The organism is Leptospira yasudae (assembly GCF_003545925.1).
In the GTDB taxonomy this organism is placed as follows: Bacteria; Spirochaetota; Leptospiria; order Leptospirales; family Leptospiraceae; genus Leptospira; species Leptospira yasudae.
In genome coordinates this window covers 332960-359944 of record NZ_QHCU01000006.1, presented here as the reverse complement: position 1 = coordinate 359944, position 26985 = coordinate 332960, and the positions used below count along the sequence as shown (strand labels likewise).

13 protein-coding genes and 1 pseudogene are annotated in these 26985 nt (G+C 41.5%); 9 read left to right on the top strand and 5 right to left on the bottom strand.

What is annotated here, in order from left to right; all coding sequences use genetic code 11:
- Positions 1-32: 32 nt before the first annotated feature.
- Positions 33-607, bottom strand: a pseudogene (locus DLM76_RS18130) (adenylate/guanylate cyclase domain-containing protein); the annotation flags it as partial.
- Between the two features lie 129 nt (positions 608-736).
- On the opposite strand from DLM76_RS18130, the gene DLM76_RS22045 reads away from it, so the two are divergent.
- The 6 genes from DLM76_RS22045 to DLM76_RS18105 all read left to right on the top strand — a co-directional run bounded on the left by DLM76_RS22045 (position 737) and on the right by DLM76_RS18105 (position 9988).
- A complete protein-coding gene (locus DLM76_RS22045; RefSeq protein ID WP_277749347.1) occupies positions 737-865 on the top strand; it encodes a hypothetical protein in 129 nt (42 codons plus the stop codon).
- A gap of 697 nt (positions 866-1562) precedes the next feature.
- On the top strand, positions 1563-2615 hold the full coding sequence (locus DLM76_RS18125) for an AraC family transcriptional regulator (protein WP_158586400.1): 1053 nt from the start codon (positions 1563-1565) through the stop codon (positions 2613-2615).
- 180 nt (positions 2616-2795) lie between these two features.
- Entirely contained in the window at positions 2796-3947 is a 1152-nt protein-coding gene (locus DLM76_RS18120; protein WP_118956919.1) for a helix-turn-helix domain-containing protein, read from the top strand.
- Between the two features lie 117 nt (positions 3948-4064).
- Positions 4065-6299: an Lcl domain-containing protein gene (locus DLM76_RS18115; protein WP_158586399.1), complete on the top strand. Its 2235-nt coding sequence runs from the start codon at positions 4065-4067 to the stop codon at positions 6297-6299.
- Between the two features lie 92 nt (positions 6300-6391).
- Positions 6392-6916: an Lcl C-terminal domain-containing protein gene (locus DLM76_RS18110; protein WP_158586398.1), complete on the top strand. Its 525-nt coding sequence runs from the start codon at positions 6392-6394 to the stop codon at positions 6914-6916.
- 774 nt (positions 6917-7690) lie between these two features.
- Entirely contained in the window at positions 7691-9988 is a 2298-nt protein-coding gene (locus tag DLM76_RS18105; protein WP_241548283.1) for a TonB-dependent receptor plug domain-containing protein, read from the top strand.
- Between the two features lie 120 nt (positions 9989-10108).
- On the opposite strand, the gene lepB is transcribed toward DLM76_RS18105, so the two are convergent.
- The 3 genes from lepB to DLM76_RS18085 all read right to left on the bottom strand — a co-directional run bounded on the left by lepB (position 10109) and on the right by DLM76_RS18085 (position 14139).
- Complete coding sequence (gene lepB / locus DLM76_RS18100; protein ID WP_118966060.1) at positions 10109-11170, bottom strand: signal peptidase I; 1062 nt, start codon at positions 11168-11170, stop codon at positions 10109-10111.
- A gap of 811 nt (positions 11171-11981) precedes the next feature.
- On the bottom strand, positions 11982-12629 hold the full coding sequence (locus tag DLM76_RS18090; RefSeq protein WP_404820672.1) for a class I SAM-dependent methyltransferase: 648 nt from the start codon (positions 12627-12629) through the stop codon (positions 11982-11984).
- 169 nt (positions 12630-12798) lie between these two features.
- The gene (locus DLM76_RS18085) at positions 12799-14139 is read right to left on the bottom strand and encodes a hypothetical protein (RefSeq protein WP_118966059.1); all 1341 of its coding nucleotides are present in this window, start codon (positions 14137-14139) and stop codon (positions 12799-12801) included.
- A 109-nt stretch (positions 14140-14248) separates the two neighbouring features.
- Here DLM76_RS18085 and DLM76_RS18080 point away from each other — a divergent pair, with 109 nt between their 5' ends.
- The 3 genes from DLM76_RS18080 (at position 14249) to DLM76_RS18070 (ending at position 19253) form a co-directional block, all read left to right on the top strand.
- The gene (locus DLM76_RS18080; protein WP_118956926.1) at positions 14249-16261 is read left to right on the top strand and encodes an ethylmalonyl-CoA mutase; all 2013 of its coding nucleotides are present in this window, start codon (positions 14249-14251) and stop codon (positions 16259-16261) included.
- A 30-nt stretch (positions 16262-16291) separates the two neighbouring features.
- On the top strand, positions 16292-17242 hold the full coding sequence (locus DLM76_RS18075; protein WP_118957227.1) for a P-loop NTPase family protein: 951 nt from the start codon (positions 16292-16294) through the stop codon (positions 17240-17242).
- A gap of 190 nt (positions 17243-17432) precedes the next feature.
- On the top strand, positions 17433-19253 hold the full coding sequence (locus tag DLM76_RS18070; protein WP_118966058.1) for a transglutaminase-like domain-containing protein: 1821 nt from the start codon (positions 17433-17435) through the stop codon (positions 19251-19253).
- A 710-nt stretch (positions 19254-19963) separates the two neighbouring features.
- Here DLM76_RS18070 and DLM76_RS18060 read toward each other — a convergent pair.
- Positions 19964-26794, bottom strand: coding sequence for an RHS repeat-associated core domain-containing protein (locus DLM76_RS18060; RefSeq protein WP_118966056.1), 6831 nt, complete (start codon positions 26792-26794; stop codon positions 19964-19966).
- Between the last annotated feature and the right edge of the window lie 191 nt (positions 26795-26985).

Genomic DNA, 26985 nt, shown 5'->3' with positions numbered 1-26985 from the left:
ATCTTAAGTCATACCTGCGTACGAAGCTGTTCTTATCGTTTTCGAAACACTTCGTTCGGAATCCGATCTTCCCCTGTTCGTCGAAGATCGGGCAAGAGCCCGTTGACAAAATACATTCAGATTTCTCCTTTGTTTTTGGCAGGGACGGCGCCTCTGTATTCGCAATCGAAAAAATCTTTTACCAGCTCGTATGTAGCGCCGGAGATATTAATGCGACCGAGTATGCCCGAGGACTCGCAACGGCTTGCGGTATTGACCGTATCGCTCCATACGTCGTAAGCGAATTTCTTCTCTCCGATGACGCCTGCGATCAGATCTCCGGAATGAATGCCAAGACGAAGCTCCCAATACGGAAGGCCTTGGTTCGCCTTGATTTCCTTCATTTGATTCATGAAGGCTTGGATTTCCAGAGCCGCCATCACGCAGTCGACCGCGTGTGTTCCGTTGGAGATAATGTCTCCGCAATCTGAGTGAAACCTTTGAAGTCGGTAAAACAAACCGTCGCGCTGCGATACAAACGAGGTTCGGAAACTCGCTTTTCCTTTAACTCTTGAGCGATTTCTTCCGGTAATATGTTGAGAAGTAATTGTAAGGAAGGAGCATGCTTACCGGAAGATATAAATGCGCTTGTTGACCTGGAAACGTGAATATGATCGCAACCAGCTGGACCCACTTTGCGAAAGAAAAGAAAATCTGCGCGGTTAACATATAACCCCTGCGCAACAAAACCCAGCAAATGGCAAGTTCAGTGAGTCCAGCGCTGTTCACGATATGTAAGATCGTAGTCAGTTCGGGTGGAACGGGCTGCAACCAAGCAAGGATCATTAGAACGGCGAAGAATACGAGCGTATTGGCAGTGAGTTGAAAAGAACGCCGCTCCTCTACTTCGGCGACGAAAGGCGGGAAGGGATCTGCTCGCCAAAAATGTGAAGCAGTTCTTAAAAGTTGGTACAATCAGAGTGTAAAAGAAAAACGAAGTGAAATCAATCTTCAAAAGCTTGCTTCCAAGATTTGGAATCTATCCCGACTTTGTTCCGATGATGGAAATCCATCTATCCAATATGTTCATATCGAAGAGCCGATCAAGAAATCCTAAATGCGAGTATATGCTCATGTGGTTATAAATCGACACGAGCGTAATTCCGGAATACCCGCGAAGCAATAACCATATCCCTGTGAAGGTTTTGCGTTTTGAAAGTTCACTTTCGAGTCGCAATGAGACGACTCCTTCTATACGCTTTTGCCACATTTTAAATGAATTCTACCATCAACTATTTTTAGTTAGATATAAAACGAATTGAGCGAGAATAATTACGTAAAATCACTATCGAGTTTATAAACTCGATAGTGCACAATCCGGGATTCAACTAAAATCAAACCAATCGAAAAACGATCCGAGAGGTTTATATATGTCGTTTGATATTTATTTTGCGAGTGCAATCCAATACATTGTGTTAGGTTCAATTTATTATTATAAAAGAAAAAGACCCTTTCACAAGAAACAAGCCTTGATCCTTATTTTTATCGGATTCAATCTGCTTATTTTTTCGAGTCAGTCCCAAATGGTAGACAAGATTGTACAATCCGTCGGGAACTTTCTTTATTCCTTCTTCACCATAGCCGGAAGCATTATCATTTATACCGTCTGCAAAGAATCGTTCGAATTCACCGAGATGAAAAAAAACGATCATTCTCTAAAGACGGGATTAACAAGGGAACTACTGCTCATCGGAACCGTATCTTTGATTTTTAGCACGACGATCATCTACTTTTGGCATAATTCCGAAACAAAAACCCTCCCTAATCTCTTTGCTACGGTCAGCGGAGTTTCAATCACGATTCTAACATTCTATTGTCTTTACGTTCAGTTTTTCATTAAGAGTTATTACGTAAAGAAAGGGCTTAAACTGATCTATTTTCTCATTGCGCTCATGCTCGTTGAAAAACTAAACCAAATTCTCCCTCTATCATTTTCCGACTCAGCAATGAAAATTAGCTGTATAATCTATACGATCTCGCCCATTTTCCTATTCAGCAATCTGATCACATTCCCTTCCCCGAAAAAAGAAAATGTGAATCGGGGAACAACAAGTTCCTCTTCCAATTCTTACCAAAAAAGAACGACCAGCGATTATCTCATAACGAGTCTGGACAATGAAAGGATTATGGAAAAGCTGTACGACTTATTCGTAAAAGAAAAGATTTTTCTGGACGAGGACATTAGACTTCCTTCCGTTGCGGCGGAAATGGGCCTCACCGTTCATCAACTTTCCGCGTTCATCAATCGTTATCTTCGAACCAATTTTAATACTTTCGTAAACTATTACCGCATCAAAGAGGCAATGTCCCTGCTGAAAGAAGAGCCCTCCCGATCCGTAATTTCGATCGGTATGGCGGTCGGATTTAATGCGCTCTCTACGTTTCAAAGATTTTTCGTATACGCTACGAAAATAACTCCGAGTAAATATCGGGAAGAAGCGCTGAACGGACGTAATATCGAGTTTAATCCGATATTTCAGCCGATCGAATCCGAAATTCGAAGGTTCGAAGAACAGTATCTGAGAAAGTCAAAAAATTTCACCGTTTCAGAGCGTTATTCGAATGCATCCGTTTAAACTTCCTATCTATTAGAAAGAAAGTTGATCTCTGGAATTTCGAAGGAAAATTTTTCCCGGATACGGATTTAAAAACGAATTCGAAAAAAATATTTGCTAAAACGAATTCATCGTATAACGTTGTGCGACTATTTTCCACCGGGATCATCGTTAAAGGTCAGCGATCCGAGTTCGGTCATTATGAGTCAAATCGTTGGTTACATTTTTAGTCAGTTTGTAGGTTTCGGCGGCGTTCTTTCCCTAATCTTCGGTTTGATCCAAATTCTTAAAGGACGAAGCCGAAAGAACTTGATCGTCTTTGTCATTTTCATCTCCATGAGTTTCTTTCTGATCAAAGGACTCGTATTGCTCAACGGGTTGGGCCTAAACTACTCGCACTTCTTTTCGAGCGAAATATTCTTTATCCTGTTGATCGGCCCTTCCCTTTTTATTTATTTCAATCTACTCCTCTTGGATGAAAAGGTGAATCTGAAAGCGCTGCTTCCGCACTATGCCCCAGCGGTTCTCTTCCTATTTTACTTTTTGATCGATACCCTTTTGCTTTTTTACGAAGGTAAGCCGTTTTCCGATTTAAATGAAAAATTCGAATCCCGCTACGACTTGGCATACGGATTTTCAACGATAATCACGCTCATATATATGTTCGTGATCTTGGTCAAATTTCTCCAACTTTTTCAAGGAAGTTTTTCGGATTATCCCTGGTCCAAACATATCATAGGAATCTTGAGCGTCGGTATAGCCGGAGTCATAGTTAATTTGTGGATCGACTTTCGGTTTTTATTTCCGGGATTCTCTTATTTTCTCGAACTCTATATTTTGGACTTATGTATGCTTACTCTTACCGTTCTTTACGCTTTCGTAATCAGCCAGATCTATCCGATTACATTCAACATCATATCGGAAACATTCCAAAAAATGCGGTATCAGAAAACTACGCTGCAAAATATTGACCCGGAGGATCTTACCGAAAGATTGGAAAGATTGATGCTGCAAGATAAGATCTATTTAGAGACCGGAGTCACTTTGAATCTTCTCGCCAAAAAGCTGAATATAAAATCGCATCAACTTTCCGAATTTCTCAATAAGCATCTCAACAAAAGTTTTTTTACTTATATCAATTATTTTAGAATTGAAGAAGCGAAAATGCGCCTTATAAACGAAACCGACAGTTCGGTGATCAAAATCGCTTATGACAGCGGTTTTAATTCTTTATCCGTTTTTAATACGACATTTAAAAAAGAATTAGGACTTACTCCTTCCCAATTCAAGAAAAAATATTCTAAAAAAACGAATCCATCCTCCGCAGGAAAAAACCTGAAACGAAAAGTCTAACATCGTTAATTCGCTCTTTGCGAAAAGAATAAACGCACGTAGCGTTTTATAGAATTGGGGGACGATTCCGTAAATCGCCGCTATTCTCAGTGCATGCTTAACTCCTTGGAGGGTCTCATGAAGTTAAAGACTGCACATAGGTCTCGTATTTTTTCCCGTCTCGGAATCTATTCGTTTCTTTTACTACTTCTGACTGTTGTCTTAAACTGCCTTACGGATGATGGAAAAAAAAATCGTTCTTTTTTCTTCTTCCCGTCTAGCATCGGTCCCGATACCGGAAAGAATCCTATCATTCCCCCGACAGGTAAACTCACCTATTCCTCAGCGAATACCATTTACCTCAGCGGACAAAGCGGAGCTATAGAATACAACGATATTCAATGGAGCAGTTCCCTCGATGCTTCCTATCAAATTCGATACGGCGCTACGAATTGCTCGGACGGAAGTTTGTACGATTCCGGTTCGATATCCGCATCCGTTTCGAACACTTCCAGAATTCATGCTGTAGCGGGAGCAGTTCCTCTTGCCGTCGGCAGCAATCCGATTCGTATTTGCCTTTTCAATGCGAGCGGTACGACTCTTTGGGATTCGTATGCGATCCTGGCGGAAAGAGATGACACGCCTCCTACGGTAAGTTTTTCTCCCTCATCCGGAACCTTTGGAACTTCCGCACCAAGTGTTACTATTTCCTGTAGTGATACGGGGAATTCAGGCTGTAACAAAATTGCGTATCGTATGGACGGAACGGCGGCATCCATTTCGAACACGGGAACAGCCGCAACGGGAAGCTCTCTATTCTCCTCCGCATTATCGCTACCGAACAATTCAACCACAAACTTAAGCGCGATTGCGGTAGACAATGCCGGTAACATCGGGTCAACAAATGCGGCAACGTATATTGTGGCGGTCGGTAACCCAACGATTACGATCGTTTCGTTAAGCCCAACGATCATCAAGTCGTCTGGAAGTTCCAATCTGCGTTGGAAATCAGATATTGCCGGAAACTATTCAATCCGAGTTGGCGGAACGGACTGTAGCAATGGGACTTCCCTCAGTACCGGTTCCGCTGCTGCCAATACGAACGTTGATTACACCGTAGCCGGTTCCAGTCTGGCGGCAGGCTCGAACACTCTGCGGGTCTGCCTAACTACCGCCGGCTCCAATCAGGGTTACAGTACAACGACGATGACGAGAGACGATACCGCCCCTCAGATCGTCTCAACTTCTCCGGCTATCAGTCCGAACGCCTCGGCCTATTCTTTAAGCGTTACGCAAAGAACTTTTAGTCTGACCTTCAACGAAGATATGGATACGTCTTCGACTCCTATTCCACAACATAGAGATCAAACTCAAGGTGGAGATCCGGAAATCAAATGGCCCGGGGCAATCGGGAGCTGGAGCGCGGATAAAAGAACCTATACTCTGAACGTTCGAAGCAATTTACCTGAGTGGCATAAATTCTATTTTCTTTATGCAAGTTCTTCTTTCAAAGATATCGCAGGAAACACTGTGGCTTCCAGCCCCGTCGTCTCCGTAGTTTCAGGAAACATCAAACTCGATCACGGTACGATTAACGACACTCGATATTTGGCCCCTTCCGATTCTCGACAAACGGATTGTACGGATACGAACGGAGTCTCGATTTCATGCAGTGGAAGCGGTCAAGACGCAGAAACGAACGCGCTCGCTTCCGGCTTACTCACTCCCGGAACCCTCGCCGGCTTTCCTTCGGATTACGTGACTGTTGATATTAGAAATTCTAGATATTGGAAATCCTGTCTTGCGGATTATGAATGGAATGGAGTTACATGCTCTAAAATCTGCGCCGCCGATTTAAAATGGGACGGTTCCGCCTGCGTAGCGGACCTCGGAAATCCGTATAAATCCTTTAATCGATCTGTCGAGGATTGTTCATCTCTCAATACAAGAAATTCAGGAGCGGGATATGCGGGCAGAACCGGCTGGAGGGTTCCTACAATAGCCGAATATTATACGATATTGGAATACAATGGGAATTCCGGTAACGAGACGATTCCTGAAACGTATTTTCCTGGAATTTTACGCAGCAATTTCGAACGATACTGGACCAGTAGCAACGGAATCACGATCAATAATACGAACCGTTACGGATACGGGGCAAACCCTCCATCCCCGAATCCATCTCACTCCATCGAACAATTATCCAACGGTCCGATTCCGGTCGCCTACAATTATTCGGACCCTTCGCTTTTGATTAGCTGGGGGGCTTGGTCCGTAACGGTTTTCGAAGGAATTACGCACGTATCCAATAAACTTAAAAGTAGCGGATGGTCCGGTAATTTCGATTATACATCAATGTGCATTTCGGATTAAATTAGGAGTTCAACATGAAAATAATATTTAATAGATTTATAATGTACAAAATAGTCAAAATTCTTATCGTGTTTTTCGGATTTTCCCTCTCCGTGATAGCTTTGGACGGACCTTTTACGGATAATTCAAATGGAACAATCACCTCCGGCAGCGGGCTTGTTTGGCAGAAATGTTCGCAAGGGCAAGGCGTTACGAATTGCAGCATCGGGGCGCCGATCACTTCTAACTGGGCTTCCGCACTCAGCTATTGCAATGGTCTTACGTTAGATGGACGCGTATGGAGATTACCGAACGTTAAAGAGCTGATCAGTTTGGTCGATCGCGGACGATCCGCAAACCCCATCATCAACACGTCCTTTTTTCCGAATACACAAGGAGCTTTCTATTGGACCTCTACTTCCGGAATTTCAACGGGAACAAGTCCGAATGTCGCCACGGATTCCGATCCCGCAGTACACATAGCTACAACTGCATCCAATGACAATACGTATCAAATTCCCAGAAATACTCAGTATCGTAAAATGACATACATCGTGGATTTCAGAATGGGTGGAGTTATCGAATTCCTAAAAAGCGATTCAACAACGGCTTACGTCCGATGCGTAAGCGGACCTTAATGAAATGTGTTTGCAACTGAAATCCGAAAAGCAGCCTTGATTCGAATTCGTCAAAGTTGTTTTCGGCTGGATACATGTGTAGAATACATTTAGGGGATATCGTCTTTATAATATGTGAAACGAACGACTTCAGTTGATAGACAAAATGTAAAGGCCAGGCCGAGGAGTAAATATGGCAACCGACTCGACAGAACCGGGATAATTTGACAATGTCACTCCAAAGATCATCTTTAAACCTGGATTCAATTTTAATCTTCCTTCCAAAATGATTTCTCAAATTAAGTCCGATTCCGACACTTTGAATTTAGGGAAATATTTTTGAATCTATGGATTTTTAATTTTGTTTTTTTACTAACGAATTCCCCAAAGGACTATCGTTCTATAACTAAAGAATGCATAACGTCTTTTTTATTCTAAGTTTCTCTTTTGATTGCTGCGATTATGCTCTTCAGGTTCACGAAAATTTTCATAATAAAGACCGCATATCTTAAATTAAACTTGCTCTCCCATAAATCTCTCTATTCTCTGTGCATCTAACGTGGGGTTTACATTCAATTTATAGATTTTATGAAAGACATATTCATTTTTACTCATATTAATCGAAAAATACTATTTGCAAACGCGATCTTTTTTTGTTTTCCCGATGTCCTAACATACGCCCAAACCAAATCCGATCCCACAAACGACGAACTAAAATCCGGTTCTGAAATACAAGTAATCGGAGAACGAGACGACATCAACGGAATCCGATTGAAAAAGGAAGAAATCAAACGTATGCCCGGAACATTTGGAGATTCTTTAAAGGCTGTTTTGAATATTCCGGGCGTGTCGCCTATATTCCAGAATTATAATAATTCAAGCGCTCAATCGGGCTTAGCCACACAGTTGCCTTTAACGAATCCGACGCTCGCTTCGGCAAAAAACCCGGACATTTCAAACAGTCAAAGAGGATTTTTAGTTATGAGAGGAGGAGGTACAAAGGCAAATCAATTCTACTATGATGGCTTACCTCTCACATACCCGTTTCATGCGGACGGCCTTGCATCGGTCATCAACAATAACGCGATCAGGTCTTTAGAAGTTTATTCAGGCGCGTATTCCGCTCGCTACGGCTTCGGAACCGGAGGAGTTATCGCAATCGAAGCTTTTAAAAAAAGAGAGGATACGTTGATCACGAACGTAAATACGTTCTTACTCGATTCTTACCTTTATAAAAATATAACGAATTCTTTAAGCATTAATGTTTCGGGAAGAAAATATTATCCGAATCTTGTCCTCGGACAAATTCACGATCTTGTTCCGAATCAAACATTCATTTCAGACTACAGCGATTATCAAGGCCGCATTAACTGGGACATCGACAAAAATAATTCGCTCACAATTTCATCGTTTGGAACGAAAGATTTTCGATATCCGTTTGCAAGCAATGCAAAGCGGGACGCAAATCGAAGCGAAATTGAAAGCATCACCGACGGACTCATCGTGGATCGCAACTTTCGAACCGACGGGCTCAAACACACTTGGAAACCTTTCGAAAACGTAAAGAATACGATTCATTTCGCCAGAAATTATTTCCAAGAAAGAGTTCAAAACAGTAATTTCTTTTTGAACGTGTCCGATGGGGGCGGCCTTCTTCCAGGAGGTTTCGTAAAAGTAAATACTTTAGGGAATGATTACGCTTCGGATCTGCGTTATCTAGAGGATTCTCTGGAACTATATTTTTTCAAAAAAATCTTAAAAATCAACATAGGTGGTCAGTATAGGGAAACCATTTCCGATTTAAAAGGAAGATTGACGTATCTCAATCCGAAACCCCTTTATCTGACTATAACCGAGTCCATTCTTTCGGATCCGAATACTTCCGCTATTCTGGAAGGGGATAGAATGGTGAAACGGGAAATCGGTTACTTTTCCGAGATGAAGTTCGATCATCTTGGATATTCCGCGACACTCGGAGTTAGAAGAGATTACTACGATCTATCTAAAGAATGGAAAACCAATCCCAGGCTAACTTTGGCAAAAGAATTCGAAACCACAAAAACGATATTCTTCGGAGGAACAGGAGAATATTCACAGGCTCCATCCGATATTAGTCAATACTCTAAAAAAATTGGGAATCCAAATCTAAAGATGGAAACATCAGTACATTCTAATATAGGAATTGAGCAGAAATTTCTCGGAGATTATACATTCAAGCTGGAAGGTTATAAGAATACATTCGACAATTTGATCATCCAGGATAATTTTTTATACAATTCTTCAATGGCAAATCTCAACAACTTCATCTCCGTAGTCAACAACGAGAATACACAGCTTGTTTCGCAAAACGCGAAGTATTCGAATTCGATGATCGGCTGGTCCAAAGGTTTCGAACTCTTGTTAAAAAAGGAAATCCCCGAGGATACTGGTTTTTACGGTTGGATCGCTTATACAAACTCGGTGACCAAAAGAAACAGAAACCAACCGGTTTTAAACGATGAGGAAGCAAGAATTCATCAAGAACTCAGCGCAAACAATCGTTTGATTTTTCAGGACGATTCCAAAGGATATTATACGAATTTGTATTCCAACGGACGTTTGGAAATCCTGCGCAAAAACTCCAAGGAAGAATTGTACGATTTGGACAGAACACATATTCTCAGCATCATCGGAGGCTGGAAATACAAAAATTCGTTTCAGATTGGAACGAGATTTACGTTTTTAACGAATTATGCATATACTCCGATCATCGGTTCGGAACAAAAAAAAATCGGACTCAGCAATACGAGTTCGATTTCAATCAACGATCCTATCTATTCCGATCAACTTCGTTCGGCAAGACTCCCCTCTTACAATCAGCTCGATCTTCGATTCGATAAATTCATATCTACGAGCTGGGGAAAAATGGATTTATACTTCGAGATAATCAACGTCACCGCAAATAAAATCGCGGTTTCAAATAACCAATTCACACCTGGACTTCCATACATTCCGAACGTCAACCCGCCGACGAAGTATATCAACCAGAATGGACTCGACGTATACAAACATAAAATTCCCTTTTTCAATTTTGGGATTCAAATTCAGTTCTAATATTCTTTTGTCGAAAAGGATACATGATAGATTTAATCGAATTAAAAACTAACCGAGAAACGGTTCTCCCGTCGGTTCAGCCAAATCCCCTAGATTCATTCAATTGTGGATCATGACACCCTAATTGTCGTAAAATTCATTTCTGCCAATGTTTTCGAATCTAATTTTTGATCGTAATATTTTCGTTACGAAATCGGTAGAACATCTATCCAATGCCTCGAAATCGTCTAAAATTAGGTTCATGGCTTCAGAACAAGTATATTCTTTAAAGTTGATAGAGAAATATTTCGATACCATTTTTCCCAATATTACCGATCTTTTGATTGGACCGCTTATTCGTGAGTCATAAGAATCGTTTCGATTATCACCTAAAATAAAATACTCCCCTTCCTTTAGAACAATTTCTTTATATCCAAAATCTTCAGTTTCACCGAGAGTCGATGCCCGTTTATATACAGTAATATATTTTTTATTTCCAATCGTCTCTTCGTAGAATACTTTATCGCTTAAGTTAATATCGATGTTTTCTTGAATAAAAGGATGGGGGATTTTTTTGTTTTTCAACGTTTTGCCATTTAGAATAATTTCTAAAATATATGAATCCTTTGAAATTCTCTTATCTTTAAGTAATAACCTATCTCCTGGAATTCCAATAACTCGTTTCAATGCCTCTTTTCTTCCATTTTCCGATTCCTCAAAAATATAATGAATCGCATCGCCGTTTTTTATTTGGAAATTATGATGATTTACGAAAATATAATCTCCTAATTGAACTGAGGGTTCCATCGATCTGCTAACTATATTGTGCGTCGAATAAAAATGGTCTTTGAAAAATGTTTTAAACTCATCATAAATAAATGACTCCAAAATGAATAAAAGCACGAGTAGTCCAATTGTTTTAGCTTTCCCAAAAGGATAATTATCCGCTCGCTCTTGGTAAGAAGCCCAGCTCTTTCTCGTATATATCACGATAATTGTTAGAAATATTATTATTACGAAAATAAATGCTACGAGAATCCCGATTTTCTGGACTTTATCATAAATATAAATTAATCCGTTAAATACGCAGATGCTAATAATATCGAAAAGTAAAAATATCATAAATCTCTTAACATCGTTCAATACAATAAAACCAATAGGCGTAAAGAGCAGATTCAATATTAGAGCGAAAGCAAATCTCATTTTGTTTCCTTATTTCTTAGCAAATTACAATTTTGTCTATTATTCGTATTCTGATATTGCATCATAACAGCCATTAGATCCGAGATATTTAATACAAATTTTCAAGACAATGTACCGTCTATTCAGACTTTTTTAATCAAAAAGAATTTCATTCCTTAAAGACGACATTCGTTCGCTTTGATTGAATATTTCAACTATCAAATAAATATTAAATTAAAGTAGTAACGAGTGCAAAGTAATGACTAAGCTTACAATGCCAACCATGAAGTCATTATCTTAAAATTAAAACTATCTCCAGCTAACGTAAACAACTTTATAAAAGGTCGATTGAAATCACCCTCGAAGGAATTTCTCGACATTCTGCTTTGTAATTACAAAATCGATTTGAATTGGTATTTGGATAACTGAGAGAAGCGAGTCCGATTATCTTCTTTGAGCCGCCAAACGACAATGAACAACTAATTATGGATGATGATAAACAATTACTGACTCAAATACTGAATTCCAAAACTGTGCAAATAAATCTAAAGACAATCGATACAGGTTAGCAAAGAACAGATGGTGCAAGGACGGAGTTCACAATCAAGTAGCGGAAGGAAATCATCGTTTAGTTAAGAGTGCTTTCTCTGCATATGGATACATTCGTCCAGAGTTCAGTCAGTTGTATCTGGATGAGTTTAGTTTTTTGAAGAATGCGAATCTGATCGGACTCGAAGCTCTGGGGAGTAGTGAAACTGGGAAAGATTCTAAGAGATTTGATGGAATCCACTACTCTACCGTGGTAAGGAAGGGTGCGAGGGGATCCAGACTCTCATTCATCTTTAAACAATTCGTCCGTAAATCTAGAATCGTTCACTAATCTGCTTTCCAGGAGATTAAAGCCCACTCTTCGGAAATACGGATCGATCATTTTCAGATATTGTTTTTTCGTTCTTACATAGGCGTACGGATCTTCAAAGTAGATATCCTTCTTCATGCGGATATAATCGTCTTTCGTGGGAACGGAGAAATATAAGTATTTTACGATTTTATGAAGTTTCTCGAAGACCGGTCGCAGATCCCCTTGGATGTATTGAACGACCGAATTACAAATTCCTAAATCAAAAGGAAGATGAACGAAATACGAAAGATCCAATTCCTGAACGGTCGTATTCAACACGGACATGTTCCAGGCGCGAATCCATTTTTGAGCGAGCAATTCGTCGAGCATCTGTTCGGAGGGGTCGATGGCTAAGACGCGTCCCGGTTTGAAAATCTTGACCATTTCCTTCAAAAGGATTCCCTTGCCGAAACCGAAATCCGCGATCGAATTCACGTTGATTTCCATCAGATTCAAAATCGATTTCGCATAACGCGCGTGTTCTTTCGCGTTAAAGGTCGCGTCCACGTCCGTCCCCGAACCGTAGATATCTCTCCAATACGCTTTTTCAAAAGGAAGACCGTTTGCGCCTAACGTCAATTCCTCGTCCTCGGAAGAAGTTTCGTCCTTATTCGAACGGGATAGATTCAGCTTATCCTTGTAAAAAGCGAAGGAAGAAACGGCCCCCTTCGTTTTGGAAGCGGCGTTTTTGTCTTTCAGGTTCGGATTTTTTTTCCAGATCGGTTTCAAAGATTTCGACTCGCGGAGTTCAAGGAATCAATTCCGGACTCAATGCGGAAGCAGAAAAGATCCCCGTAAGAAAACGATTCATACCCTTCTCTCCCGTTTTGGAAGGAAGCTGCGCTTTGGCTTTCTCGACTTGAATCTTAATCTGCGTATTCTCTTTTTCGCTCGAAATCACCTTCGTCAAAAATCCGGTGATCAAAATCTGTTCTCCCGATAAAAATACGAACTGGGGATTTTTAAACTTATACCGTTTGAGCATTTCCCGTTTGTCCGCGAGCCAGACTTCTTCCAAAAAAAGATAATCGCGATTCTTCCATTCTTTCGGTTTGACGGACAAGAGTCTTTGTTTGGAATGAAAATACACGTAAGACGAAACCGCAGGGCTCGCGTAAATCTTCTCGTCGGTTTGGATGACTTCCCTGTTCTTTAAGTTTACGAGATCCTTGGTAAACGCTCCGAGTTTGGCCGCGTTGATTCCCGATGTCGGTTTAACGGAAAAATAAGCGGACGCAAGAAGAATCACGAACAAGACCGCGCTGGCCGCAACGGTGCCCAGTTCCTTTTCCGATCTCAGTAAAAAACTTCCGATATACAAAATCACGAACAACGGTCCGAAGTTTGCCGAGTAATTCCAGAGAAGTTTGTAAAACGCTTCGAAAGAATTCTCCCCGTAAAAATTCGTAGTGATCAATACGACGAGAAGAGTGATAAAGACGGCCATGTAAACGAGAAGCACGAGCTGCGGAATGTTTCTTCGTTTGAAAAACACGGATTGATTCTTCTTTCTTTCCCGGATTCCCACCGTTCCGGCCTTGATCACGAAGATCGTAAGCCCGACGAGAAACACGGTAAAATGAGAAAAGAAACTTCCGAGAATACAAATCACGAGGAGGAATATGTCGCCCAGAGTTTCCATGCGGAACGCGAGAAACAAAATCAAAAGGAAGAACAAACTGAACAATTCGGGATAAAAAAACAAAGGCATCGAATACGTCAGCGGCGTAATCGCGGAAAGATAACAGAGAAGATAGTGGTTCGGCTTCCACTTCTCCCTTTGCAGCGTATATCCGATCAGGTGAATCGAGAGAGAAAAAATAAAAGCGGAAAGAGAAAACAAAGCCGTGGTATAGTTGAGTCCGGTAAGAGATTTCCAAAGATTCAGGATCAAAAAAGGAAGCGGAGGTTGATCCGAGAAGAATTTTCCTTCTTCCGTTAAGGAACGGAGATTGGCGAGCATTTCGATCGCTTCGGGATTCAAAGGTTCTCCGAACCAGTTGTACAATACCGAAAGGACGACCGCGAGACCGATCGCGGATAGGAAAAGGAAGATTGGGTTGGCTTTATTGCTTCTTTCTAAGTCCATGGGGGCCCGTAGGGTTTTTGCGGAAATCAGAGCAAGGATAAAAATTTGGGTGAAATTCTACCAACACATTTTGAAGTAACAATGAGAACCTCGAATCGGGATAGAATTCATGGAAAACAAAGATCACATCCTTTACGACAAAGCGGGAAAACCGTCCAAAGAACCGGCCTGGATCTTCAGAACCTACGCGGGACACACAAACGCGAGAGAATCCAACGAACTTTTTAGAAAAAACCTCTCCAAAGGCCAAACCGGTCTTTCCATCGCCTTCGACCTCGCGACCCAGTGCGGTTACAGCTCCGATCACGCGATCGCAAGACCCGAAATCGGGAAAGTGGGAGTTCCGATCAACACCCTGGAGGATTTTAGAATCCTATTCAACCAGATTCCCATCGAGGAAATGAACACTTCGATGACGATCAACGGGACTTCGATGTATCTTTTGTCCCTCTACGTCGCCCTCGCCCAAGAACGCGGAGTGGACATCGGTCTTCTTCAAGGAACCACCCAGAACGACATCATCAAGGAATATCTCGCGAGAGGAACGTACATCTTCCCTCCCGCTCAGTCCATCCGAGTCATCGTGGATATGTACGAATACTGCCTGAAGAATATTCCGAAATGGAACCCGTCTAACATCTGTTCGTATCACTTGCAGGAAGCCGGAGCGACCCCGGTGCAGGAACTTGCGTTCGCACTCGCAACCGCGATGGCAATCCTCGACGCGATCAAAGAAAGAAATTGTTTTACTCCGGACGAGTTCGAGCAGTGCGTGGGGAGAATTTCGTTCTTCGTAAACGCCGGAATCCGTTTCGTGGAAGAGATGTGCAAGATGCGCGCCTTCACCGATATGTGGGACGAGATCACAAGAGATCGTTACCAAGTGAAACAAGAAAAATACCGCCGCTTCCGTTACGGGGTTCAGGTGAACTCTCTCGGTCTTACGGAAGAACAACCGGAAAACAACGCTTGGAGAATTCTCATCGAAGCCTTGGGTGTCACCATGAGCCGCGACGCGCGTTGCAGAGCGTTGCAGCTTCCGGCTTGGAACGAAGCGCTTTCTCTTCCAAGACCTTGGGATCAACAGTGGTCTTTGCGACTGCAGCAGGTCCTCGCGTATGAAACCGATCTTCTCGAATATCCGGATTTATTCGAAGGTTCTAAAGTAGTCGAAAGCAAGGTCAAAGAACTCAAGGAAGAAGCTTACAAAGAGATTCAGAAAATTCTCGATATGGGCGGAGCGATCAAAGCGATCGAGAACGGATATATGAAATCCCAGCTCGTTAAGTCGCAAGCGGAACGTCTCGCAAAGATCAACAACAACGAACTCATCATCGTAGGTAAGAACAAATGGACCGAAGGAACTCCTTCTCCATTGATGACCGATCAAGACGGCGGGGTTTTTAAAGTGGATCCTAAATCCGCGGAAGAAACTCTCGAAGTTCTCGCAAAAGTAAAATCAAAACGCGATCCGAACGTCGTCAAAGCCGCGCTTGCAACTCTCGAGGCGGACGCAAAAGCGGGTAAGAATCTGATGCACGCTTCCATCGAGTGCGCGAAAGCGGGAATCTCGACGGGAGAATGGGCGGACGTTCTTCGATCCGTGTTCGGAGAATACAGACCTGCGACCGGAGTCGAAGGACAAAAACTCAATCTCGAAACCGAAAAGGTCGTTCGCGTTCGCGGAAAAGTGGAGGCCTTTTTAAAAACGAGCGGCTCCAGACCGAAGATCGTAGTCGGAAAACCGGGGTTAGACGGACATTCCAACGGAGCGGAGATGATCGCCGTATCCGCGAAACACGCTGGCTTCGACGTGATCTATTCCGGAATTCGCTTAACACCGGAGGAAATCGTTCAAACCGCAGTGGAAGAAAACGCGGACGTGATCGGTGTTTCGATTCTTTCGGGATCTCATTTGGAACTCGCGGAACAAATCTTCAACGAACTCAAACATTATAAGGCGGATATTCCGGTCGTATTCGGAGGAATCATCCCTCCGACCGACTTCGACGCTTTGACGAAACTCGGAGTGAAGGCGATCTTCACGCCGAAGGATTATGATCTGATGGACGTGATGGAAAGAATCATCGACATCATTTCCAAGACCGTAAAAGCCGCCTAACGCGGATTTGTTTTCGTTTCGGACATGGTTGTGAAACATCGCAAAGAAGATCTCGCCGAACTCATCGAAGGTGCGCGGGAGGGAGAAAAATTTCCTCTCGCAAAACTGATCTCCGGTGTTGAAAGGCCGGATTCGTTCGAGTTTCGGAAAGAGTTGTTTGCAGCCCTCGCGCAGCGAGGGCTGAACGGACAAAATTCGTTAACGGTGGGATTTACCGGAACGCCGGGTGCGGGAAAATCCTCGTTGCTCGGAGAACTCGCGACTCAATTTCTCAAGGCCGACGACGGTGAAACGATGGCGATCGTCGCGATCGATCCTTCCAGTCATATTTCCGGCGGTTCGCTGTTAGGCGATCGAACCCGTCTTTCCCTTCCCGCACGGGAGAAGAGAATCTACTTTCGTTCCCAGCCGAGTCAGCTCGAACTCGGAGGAGTCAATCCCTATACGTATCACGTCATCCGATTGCTTCGTTGTTTTTTTCGTTACGTTTTCATTGAAACCGTAGGGATCGGCCAGAACGAGATCGAAGTCTCCAAATTGACCGACTTGTCCTTTCTCGTGCTGCAACCGTTAGGCGGAGACCAGGTTCAGTTTATGAAAAGCGGAATCATGGAAGTTCCGGATTCCTTCATTCTAAACAAATGCGACGAAGAAGTTCTCGCGAATTCCAGTTATCACATGCTGATTACGACTTTGGAATTCTTGAAGGACATTATGCCCGGCAAGGAACTTCCTCCCGTTTTCAAAACCTCCACCAAAACCAAATACGGAATCGCGGAACTTCTGGATTTTATCCGAAAGGCAAAACCCGTCGCCGACCGTTCCAAAGAAACCGATCTACAGCTTAGGAAGTGGATCAAAAACGAATACGGGAATTTCGGTTTAAAAGTCATCGAGAACCTCCCCTATTCGCCCGGTTCGGGTTTTGAAACTCTGGAAGGTTTGGCTCTTGAGGAAATCCGCAGGAAGTTGAAATCTTAATTCGTATTATCGAAAAAATCGTTAATCCGACATTCTTTGAAGCAAAATCCTGTAAGCTCTTTCCCGTTCCTAAAAGAGAACGCTTTCGAACTTTTCACGTTTACCCAACGGACTTTCTTTTTTCGAAAAGCGGTCGTTTTTAGATCTTCCGGTCGAAGGATTCTTCCCTTTGCTCGCGTCCAATTTTCGCATGTTTTTCAGAATCGGATCTGTAATCGTTTTATCGGTCGCCATATCGACGCTCGGACCTCTTCGGAGCGAATCCGCCTATTCCAAGTTAGATTGGGAAGTCATCGAACAAGACGACTATCCGCAGATCACTCCCCCCTCTTCGGATGAAAAAGTCAGGAGCTTTCAAGGCGCCTTGATCGCGGGGAATTGGCTTTTGTGGCCCGCGATTCTTCCGGGAGCGAACGACAAGGAGAGCCATGGAATTCTTTTTCGAAACTTAAAAAACGGCGAAGCGAAACGAATCGATTTAGGAGAACCGGTCCGCGGTTTGGCTTGGGATCGCGAGAATGATCGGATCTATGCCCGTCTTAAGAAAGAAATCGCGGTGCTGACAAGCGGCAACCTCGAAGTAAAACGGAGAATTCCTTTCGTTGCGACAAACTCGGGATGGACCTCGATCGGAATCTTTCAGGGAAAACTCTTTGCGATCCAAGGAAATACATTCACTTTTTATGATATACAAACGGGCAATGAAATCGAAAACAAGGAACTTCCTGTTTCCAAGGTTTCGCAAGCCTATGTTTGCTCCGATCAGGAGATTTTTCTTTGGTACAGCGAAGGGGAATACAATCTTCATTCTTATAATCCTCTTTTGAATACCGTCAAAGATCATTATTCAGCGCGGATCGACTCCAAGTCCGCACCGAAACTCGCCTGCCGCGGAGATCGTCAAGGTCGTTCGAACTCGATAGGGTTCGCTTTGATGGACCCGGAAAAAAACGTGTATAAGAATCTGGCGAAGGTCGGCGATCAGTTGTATCCGACCTCAAAAGGAAATCAACTTCTCAAAGGAAACCTGAGTTATCGATTTTCCCCCCGGAAAGATAAAATTTCTTTCAACGTTACGGTCGCCGCAAAGGAGAAGGATTCTCCCGAAACCGAACTTGCCGTCGTAATCCCTCCTCGGGAAACGGCATATCAAATTCTCAGCGAAGAAACGGTTTCTAAAAATGGAATATTCAAAGACGATGATCAAGGAAATAGAACTTTGATCCTCAAAATCCCAGCGTTGTCGGCGGGCCAGTCTTGGACGGAGACAGTCTATTCGGCCAAATTGACCCGATTTCACATCGATTCGGCTCTTTCCAATTTTAAAACTTCTTGGGAAGATTGGAAAGTCGACCGCGAATGGAAACAATACCTGGAAGATAAGTCGGTTTATAAGATCGACGATCCCGGTATCGTTTCCATACGGGATCAACTTAAATCGGAAACGAGCAGCGTCGAAAGTTATATCCAAGCCGTTTATAAACATATTACGAAGAATTTGGTCTATAAACAGGACGGCCGATTCGATCCGGCTCCGGTCGTTTTGCAAAACGGTCACGGTTCCTGCACGGAACACAGCTACGCGCAGATCGCTTTGCTGAGAAGCGCGGGAATTCCTGCGCGCCTCGCTTGGAATTGGCTGCCGGGCGCGACTAAAGTCGATTTCAATCATAAGATCGCGGAGGTTTGGCATCCTTCCTTCGGTTGGATTCCGATGGAACCGCTCGCATATCCGAGAGCGAGGGCCGGGTTAACGCATGCAAAACATATTATATTCGCGGCTCTGAATTCTCCCTCCCATTCGATCGTGAAGGGCGGAGACGTTCTTTTGAATTTCACGAAGCCTTCCGGCGGCGCTTCAAGAAGCATGAGCATCGAGTTGATGCCGGACGAATCGGTTTCGTTTCGAAGTGCATCCTTGGAGGAATCGGCTTCCAACGATTTCTTTCCCAAGGTGAAACCGATCCAGAATCGAATTCTGGATAAGGGCGAGGAAAGAAACGTGGAATAGTTTCATATAGCTCACGCATGGCTTATGGTAATCCTTGTCTGCGTTGTTCAGAGTTACTGAGGTGTTCGGGTTGAAAGACTTTGAGATGTTAATAATGTTCTTTTATTTTATAGAAGGGGCTTTGACGTTCAAAGCGGGACGAAATCTCTATCCTGGTAAGCTATTTATTATCAAGTTATTGACTCTACTCTATCTTTTTGATAAATTCCCATAAACTTATACCAAACAGCATTTTTCCCTACCGCATCAAGATTACTTGGGATTCTTCTACATACAAAAGGAGATTGTATATTCTAATAGCTATCTTACACACCACATGCCTTGGCCAAAATTGTTTTTATCGAATAAACACGCTCTTTCAGGACGACAATACATCAAAGTATTCAAGGTATGATTCAAAAGGAAATCTTGAATGTTTGATCCGCACGGAGTAGCAATCAAAGTCTTCAAACAAAAATCTATATCTTTTTGTGTATAATAAGAACTCGGTCCAAGAAAAGATAACGGGTTCGCTGAGCTATTCTTTGTCAGTAAGATGCCGTAATTGCTCAAACTTGAATCCAAAATATTACAGGATAGCAATTTACTCTTAAGTGTAATTTCAAATCGCTCTTTAAAATCTTCGTTTCCACTGATTTGATCTCCCCCAATGCCAGCACAATAAAGCGCCAGCAGTAAAGGAGATAGATAAATGCAAGTGAAGATTTCTTTCATAAGAAGCATATTGCGCTATTACTCTTGTTTTTCTCCAAACACGTCAATGTATTTACATTCTTATTCAGCTCTTGAAATTTAGCAAAATCTCGATACATATTGTAGTAATGAATTGCAAGTGTTGTGACTCTATATGTTAAAACGAGTCCTCCAACCCAAGCGCTACCCGTTATAATGCCGGCCGCCGAAGAAGATGTTACAATCTCGTTTAAATGCGATCCCACTTGATTCGTCAGAAAATTTGCCGCAATAGGCAAAATTAACCAATTCATAATAATGCCATTTTGAATTGATGGTAAAAGAATTTCGTTAAAGATTGTTTGCCCCATCTTATAATTTCCGGTGGCAACCGTCCATATAGCTAAATTCTGAATCTCCCTTGCGGTTTGACGTATAAAAGTCTTTTGGCTATCCTTAACCATTTTATCTCTAATTATAGGTCTAAGCCAGCCTTTTACAGAAACTCGTGCGGCTATCCAATTCGAGGCCTTAGCTATTGAATTGTAAATTCCATGAGAAAAATTATGACCTATTTTATTTAGCCCACTCTTTCCAAAACTTTTACCAATCATATGACCGACAATACGATTAAACATATGAATCCAAGCATTATTCCCAGTCGGATCATTGTATTGCATTGGATTGCCATTGACATACATAAATAAATTGCTTCCCACCATGCTTTCGGAATCTATATGTGAATCTGCTTGCAGAAATCTTCCTAAGTTAGGGTCGTAATATCTAGATTTATAAAAAAGTAAGCCTGTTTCTTTATCTTCTTCTTGACCTGAGTATTTGTATCGAAAGGCATCTGGTCCATAAGAATCAGTCCTTAAAATTTCTCCATAAGGTTTATAGGAAACATAGCTCGTTCCAATGGCCGAACCGCCGGAAATAGGTTTTCCTACCCCATTAGTCGCCATAGTGATAGAACCCAAATGATTTGGATGAAAGAAAATCATTCCAGGAACCGGAATTCCACCTAAGTTAGATCCGCTAGCACCAGGACTGGACACAGAAGGAGTGTCAACGGGAATCGTCGAAGGTAACGCTATCCAAGGTGGGTCCCCATTTTTACTTCCCGTTCCCGGCAGAATCCCGCAAGAAAAGAAATTAAAACTCATGAATACACTGAGAATTAAAATAGGAGTTACACCTGCATCAATTGGCTTTAAATTCCTAAACTTAGGGGTTCCATATAAAACCCAACCTACGAAGCAGATAACAAAGATCCCGAATATAGACATGACTCCTAATCGGAATTTATTCCCAATTTTACCATCTCTAATATCAAATACCCAACGTAAGGCCATCGGATAATTCGCTTCGCTTGCAAAACGATTTTTAAAATATTGTAAACAATCAATCGATATCCCTTTACAAATCGAATCTTTAGGAATTAAAGCAAATGCTGCAAACTCTGTTTCCTTTGGCAGAGAATTCGCATCTGACAATAGACTTACGTTTTGAAGACCAATTTGTGCAACTACTTCATCTTCAATGCCCTTAATATAAATTGTATGGAGAGGAGTAAAGCCCGGTCGAAAATTGATTTCATATAAACCATCAATGCTAATTACGCTTGATGAATCAGATTGTTTGCTCTTTCTTACGCGAGAACCCTTATAATCGTAATCAAAGGTCATCACCTCGCTATCTTTTGTCAAAATTCTCTGAAGCCTTCCCATCGGGTCATATTCCAGAGTATCTCCATTTCTATTTGTCATTAAGCCGGAGTTATCATATGAATAAATTTGATTTCCTTGGGGAGAATTAATCTGTGTGACTGCGTGAGAATTAGCTCCGGTATAAGAATAATTATTTGAACCCTTTTTAATTAAATTTCCGCCGTCAGAATATTGATATTCTTCAGTTCCATATTTTCCGTTCGAATTTACTATACGATTAAATTGATCATATTGAAATATTTGAGTTCTCCCAGGATTTCTTAGGTCTTCAATTTTTGTAATATTCCCTGCCAAATCATAATCATATTTCAAACTTTCATAAATATCCGAATCTAAACCGCTAATTACCTCAGTCGGTCGTCTATAAATAGGATCAAAATAAATATTTGTTTGCACCCCATTCCCTACCTTTCGTAAGACTTTAAATTTTCCGCCTTCCATTAGTGGTCCTGCGTAATTTACGACAGAATGCCCAATACTGCTTCCATCCGCAGTATCCATTGTAACTGAGGTTAGATAACCGCTTACTGTGTATTGATTGTGAATAACTGTACCATCCGGATACGTAACTGAAGTGACTCGATTTCCAAGATCATAATCTTTGAAGAAGGTAAGTGTTAGATCTTCTTGGTTTAAAGTTTTCTTTATTTTAGTTTGATTACCCCTTGCATCATATTGAAATTCAGTTTTTCCGATAGAGTCCATCACAGAAGTAAGTTTACCTTTCCCGTTAACGGAGGTTGCTTCATCATAAGTAAATTGTACGCTCTGCGTTGTTCCGTTAGAATGGTGCCCTGTTATTTTAGTTAAACGATCTGCAGAGTCATATTGATAAGTGTTGAATGATCCATTAGCATTTCTTTGCTCTAACACAGCACCTGTTGGAGAGTTAATGAATGTTGTTATGCCAGTATCAGGGTTAGTTTGATTCAGTTTATTTCCAAGTAGATCATAAGAAATTACGGTATTCAACCCCTGTGGATCAGTAATCTTAACAATCGATCCTTGCGGATTGTAGCTGTATTTTACTGTTTTCCCGTTCCTCACCTTCGACAAAACTTGATTCAGTTGATTTTTAGTTTCAGTAAAAGAATCTATTTGGGTTCCATTTACACTCACGATCGTTGTCGTATCGTATCCCGAATAACTGATGTCAGTCATTTTGCCAGAAGTATCGGAACTTTTAATTACATTGTTTGCGGTATCGTAAGTATAGACGGTTGTCAAAAAGGGAGTAGTTCCAAGATAAGGCTCATTCTTGCTCCTTACGGAACCATTTGAATTATAGACAGTATCTTGGGAGAAGACAATTGCATCCGCGATTAATTTTTCGGTTTTAATTGTTCTACCAAAAGCATCATGAGATTCTTGTGTCCAGGAATCACCAGTTTTTAAATCATGAATTGTTCGTTTAACTTTTTCCCCGGATGGGCTTCCAGTTTGAATATATTCAACGACTTCAGACCAATCTGATTCACCGGAATACTTGACTCCAATAAGTCTTCCAAAATAATCATAAAGATTTTCTGTTTGATTGCCATTCGCATCCACGACAAAGAGTTCTTTTCCAAAAATATAGTCATAAACTCTAGTTGTTTGCAAGCCGACGGGATCTGTAGTTTTTGTAATATAGTTATGGGTAATCGTATCATATTCCAATAAGGAAATATTACCATTCGGATCTCGAATCGACGTTGGATTTCCAAAACTATCATAAGAAAGGAAAGATTGTACAGCATATTCCGTTGTCGAAGGCTTAATCAAAGTTTTCCGATCGGTAATTAAATGATTGGTATATACAAACTCGGTCTGAGAACTCAAATTTCCACCTTGTGATTTCCGAAACAGAGCAACCTCTCCTAAAACCCAATCTGACAGAGATACAAAATAGGTAGAATCTTCTCTCAAAGTTAACGAAGAATCGGCATCGATTTGAATAACCTTAGAAAGAACGTTATTGTAAGCATCATACGTATAATCCGCTTGCAGAGTAGATAGTGCTGCTCCGTTCTGATATTTGGTCGAAATATCTTGATTTTTACGAATATTTATAGTCCCGAATGGACTACTAACCTGTCCGTAAACGAACGTTGCCGAAGAGATTAATTGATTATTAAGATATTCATCGCGTTTAGTTTCGATTCCGACGAAATTAGGGTTAGTGCCTTGATACTGACTAATATTTTTTCTTCCTGTCAGAGTTTCGGATATTGTAATTTTAGCAAATCCCATCATTGAACGATTATCTTGATCTTGCATATAACTTCTTCCGTTTTCAAAAACATAGGACTCCGATTCTCCATGACCATCAGCAACCTGAGTATATACGTTCGTCGCTACAGAATACGAAGTTAAATTTGGCTTCAAGTAGGCACCTATTGAACTCGCATTGATTGCATTTACCACGCTTGGATTCGATGAATCATAGGTATTCGCATAGCTAATTTGAATTCCTTTTTCTTGTATGCTTGATATCTCGGTAAGAAGCCCTTGGGAAATTTTCTTTAAATAAGTAGGTTCAACGTAATCAATATTCATGGCATTACTATGAGCCGTTTGATTTCTTTCGAATGAATGAAGATTATTCACCAAAGTATCATTAACTAAATTTCGCATTGATCCCCTAAACCCAATAAAATCTGAACGCCCATCCTGATTTGTATCCATCGCAACTGAAAAAGAAGCCGCTGGAAAGCTAACATCTCCCCCATTCGAATAAAAGAGACCATTGTTTTTACTACGAGAATAAGAAACATGAATAGTCCCACTTTGAAAACGGATAAAATCCGCCTTCCCATCTCCATCGACATCGGCAAATGCTTTAGTATTAACAAAGTTACTGTAGACTTTTGCACTATCAGACGCCATCAAAGCAGGGTTCGGCGGAATAGGCACAGTTTCATTATAATCAAACACAACGTCCGTATTGCTATCATCCGAACCGTTCTTTACGTGAAAACCGGTCCCATTAAAAAAGAAGGTATAGAAAGAAACAGAATCTAATGTACCATCCCAGTTTACATCAAACTGCTTAACCTGGGTCCCATCATTGGATACTTCAAATGTAGTATCAAAAGACGAAGTAGATGGATTATATAGGTCAATTTGAAACCCGTTGTTAACCAATGATATTCGATCTGCTACCCCGTCCCAATTCATATCGCGCATCGAATAGCGCTTACTATTTGAAATGCTGCTAGAGACTTCGTAATAAGGCACCGTGTAGCTAACTGGAAAAGTTAACGGTGATCTAACAACATGCCCATCGGATAGATAGACATATAGATGATTATCAGCAGAAAACGTTATCAGATCCAAATAACCGTCTCCGTTAGAATCGGCAAGAAATCTGTCCCCTTCCGTCCCCGCCACACCAATATAACTGGATGTAGTTGTTCTAACGGAAAAGCTTCCACTACTGAATCGTAGAAAAGAAATGCTTAAATTTTTACTCCCGTCTGGATTATCTGTCATTCTAACGTAATCAGCTATTCCATCGTTGTCCATATCGACAAACTGCCGAAAGGAAGTCCCAATAACCGGAATATTAAGTGTTACGGGATTTGTATTTAAGCTTCCGCCCGTTGCCAAATAGATTAGGAAATTATTAGAAGTATCAGTTTGGATAAAATCACTCTTCCCATCCGCATTTAGATCCACAAGTGCTTGATAGGAATTTGGATTGGACTTTAGAATTGCCGGAATACTAATTGGATTAAAATTCGCGCCAGCTAAACTTAGACTTACATTTAATTCTACATTATCATTCTCTAATGCAACAAAGTCCGAGACAAGATCCCCATCAATGTCTCCTTGGAGAACTTTCGACTTTTCATTGAAAGTAAATATCTTTCCACCGATCGGCGATATCGCACCGGGATTGGAGCTATCGTATCGAACAAGTTGGTTGCTCTGCTTATTACCTGAAATCCATACTGGTTCAGGAGCTTTCTTTGGATCAAAGGTCGCGAAAAATGTTTGGGCCCCGACCATTCCGTTTACACACATATCGCCGATGGAATCCATATAACCCCAACAGGCCAACCCAGCAAATCCACCGGAGACCGCCATACAAGTCGCGTCGGCTGAACAAGCGCATACTAAAGCCGCAAAATCACAATCTGACTTGATAGACGAAACGTCGAAACGATAACTCATATTAATTGCCGAAGGAGAGGACTTCGATGTGGAGCCAGCTGTCGGTGAATCGTTATTATAACTGAACGCAATGGGTCCGTAGTTTTTACGATCCACACCCGCAAGCCGATTCTTTTTATCAAATAGATTATTGTCATAAGTAAGCGTATATTTCTCTGCTTCAACGACAGATCCATTGTCTTGTTTTTGTGTAACAGAGATTGATCGAATTCTCTTCGTCAACTTAGCTTGGATATTCAAGAAATTAGATTCTACCGCATCAGTCCGATCTTCAATTTCAAATAGAATGACTGTATTACCTTGGTTGTATTCTATTCTATCTGGGATTGGCGTTCCGTTTGAAGAACTATAAGGTTGATATTTTATACTGTAACCATTCCCATGTAAATCTCTCACGCGATTAAGCGCCCATATTCTGGAATTCCCGCTTAGGTTTCGAATTGTTGCATTTGAATTAGGGTTTTCGGTGGAAGCGTCTTCCCCAAAATAATAACTTGTACCATTGCGATCCTGTGCTACCCAGGAATCGGATAATTTCTTAAATTGGAAAAACGATTCAATCTTAGTATGATAAACGTTAGTGGAGGTCTGAATTAGCTTTCCGGCAAAACTAACGTATGCATCATTTCCATCATTGTGAATCCCTTTCGAAGGATCGATTGAAATCGTTAAGATACCTGATAGATCCCAACCGCCGCCGACCAATCCGTCGTTTTGAAACGAATTATACTGCAACTCAATAGATGGAGTTACGTCTTTTGTTCCTTTAGGAACTTGAATCGGAATCGAAGCATTCAAGGCTCCGAAAGAATCAACGACTATCTCAGGAAGAGGCTGAGGAATTCCTATTTCCGAACTTGGACCGGACAGAGAAAACATCTGTAAAAAAGGAAAAGCAGCGATACTTGAAAAAACAATTAAGAGAGCGAGAACAACTTTAAGAATACTTGCGCGAGTAAAATTCTGTATGTCAAATTTCATATTATAAGTTGGTTTCCTATAAAGAGTCTGAATGTATCATAGTAAGTCCTTTTTTAGGAACTTGAGTCAATGCTTTTTTGGACATACTTTTATCAAATATGCTTCTATTTTTTTCTAATTGCACTATTTTATTCATAATTTCGATGTCTGAGATTTAGATTCACTTGACTATAAGCCATCAGGAGGGTTTT

Bases quoted from the DNA above. Each gene is read 5' to 3' on its own strand.
- DLM76_RS18115 (WP_158586399.1), top strand. From the start codon at position 4,065: ATGAAGTTAAAGACTGCACATAGGTCTCGTATTTTTTCCCGTCTCGGA.
- DLM76_RS18060 (WP_118966056.1), bottom strand. From the start codon at position 26,794: ATGAAATTTGACATACAGAATTTTACTCGCGCAAGTATTCTTAAAGTT.
- DLM76_RS22045 (WP_277749347.1), top strand. From the start codon at position 737: ATGGCAAGTTCAGTGAGTCCAGCGCTGTTCACGATATGTAAGATCGTA.
- DLM76_RS18125 (WP_158586400.1), top strand. From the start codon at position 1,563: ATGGTAGACAAGATTGTACAATCCGTCGGGAACTTTCTTTATTCCTTC.
- lepB (WP_118966060.1), bottom strand. From the start codon at position 11,170: ATGAGATTTGCTTTCGCTCTAATATTGAATCTGCTCTTTACGCCTATT.
- DLM76_RS18080 (WP_118956926.1), top strand. From the start codon at position 14,249: ATGGAAAACAAAGATCACATCCTTTACGACAAAGCGGGAAAACCGTCC.
- DLM76_RS18120 (WP_118956919.1), top strand. From the start codon at position 2,796: ATGAGTCAAATCGTTGGTTACATTTTTAGTCAGTTTGTAGGTTTCGGC.
- DLM76_RS18070 (WP_118966058.1), top strand. From the start codon at position 17,433: ATGTTTTTCAGAATCGGATCTGTAATCGTTTTATCGGTCGCCATATCG.
- DLM76_RS18085 (WP_118966059.1), bottom strand. From the start codon at position 14,139: ATGGACTTAGAAAGAAGCAATAAAGCCAACCCAATCTTCCTTTTCCTA.
- DLM76_RS18105 (WP_241548283.1), top strand. From the start codon at position 7,691: ATGCCCGGAACATTTGGAGATTCTTTAAAGGCTGTTTTGAATATTCCG.